Below are 589 nucleotides of genomic sequence, written 5' to 3' on the forward strand. Positions count from 1 at the left end.
CCCTCGCCCTCCCCTGACACCCCTTCCAGGGCGGCCCCGCACATCCGCAGGGCCGCCCTTTCGCATGCCCGGCCCCCCTCCCCACCCATTTCGTTAGCAAAACCCAAGCGTGGCGCCCACACAGACCCCAGAACGTTAGTAAAGTCCCTCTCATGACTTCGCCCTCCTCCCCGAACGACCGAGAGAAGGTCGTCTCCAAGCTCCCCCCGTGGCTCCGCCAGGAGTTGAAGATCCGCACCGCCCAGCTGCGGGTCGACATCCAGGACGCCGTCCACCAGGGCATCGCCCACTGGAGCGCCCTCGCCTCCGCCCCCTCCCCCGTCGACACCTCCGGCGCCGAGTCGTTCTCGACGTGGCTGCCCGCCGGCCAGTGGGAGTCCTTCCGCACCGGCTCCAAGGACCGCGGCGTCTCCCTCATCCAGGGTCTCGCCCAAGCGGTGCACCTCTGGCTGGAGATGAACCCGGCCCCCACCGTCCAGCGTCCCTCGGTCGTCCGCCGCATCGTGGTGTGCAACCAGAAGGGCGGCGTCGGCAAGACCGCCATCACCGCCGGCACCGCCGAGGCCCTCGCCGAGGACCTGTCTCTTAT

General features: G+C 69.6%; 1 protein-coding gene. It reads left to right on the forward strand.

Annotated features, from left to right (window positions below):
- Positions 1-152: 152 nt before the first annotated feature.
- Positions 153-589: ParA family protein (locus tag VR44_RS40460; RefSeq protein WP_045952699.1), on the forward strand; the 437-nt coding region annotated here is incomplete at its 3' end.

Source organism: Streptomyces katrae, from assembly GCF_000966975.1.
Classification (GTDB): domain Bacteria; phylum Actinomycetota; class Actinomycetes; order Streptomycetales; family Streptomycetaceae; genus Streptomyces; species Streptomyces katrae.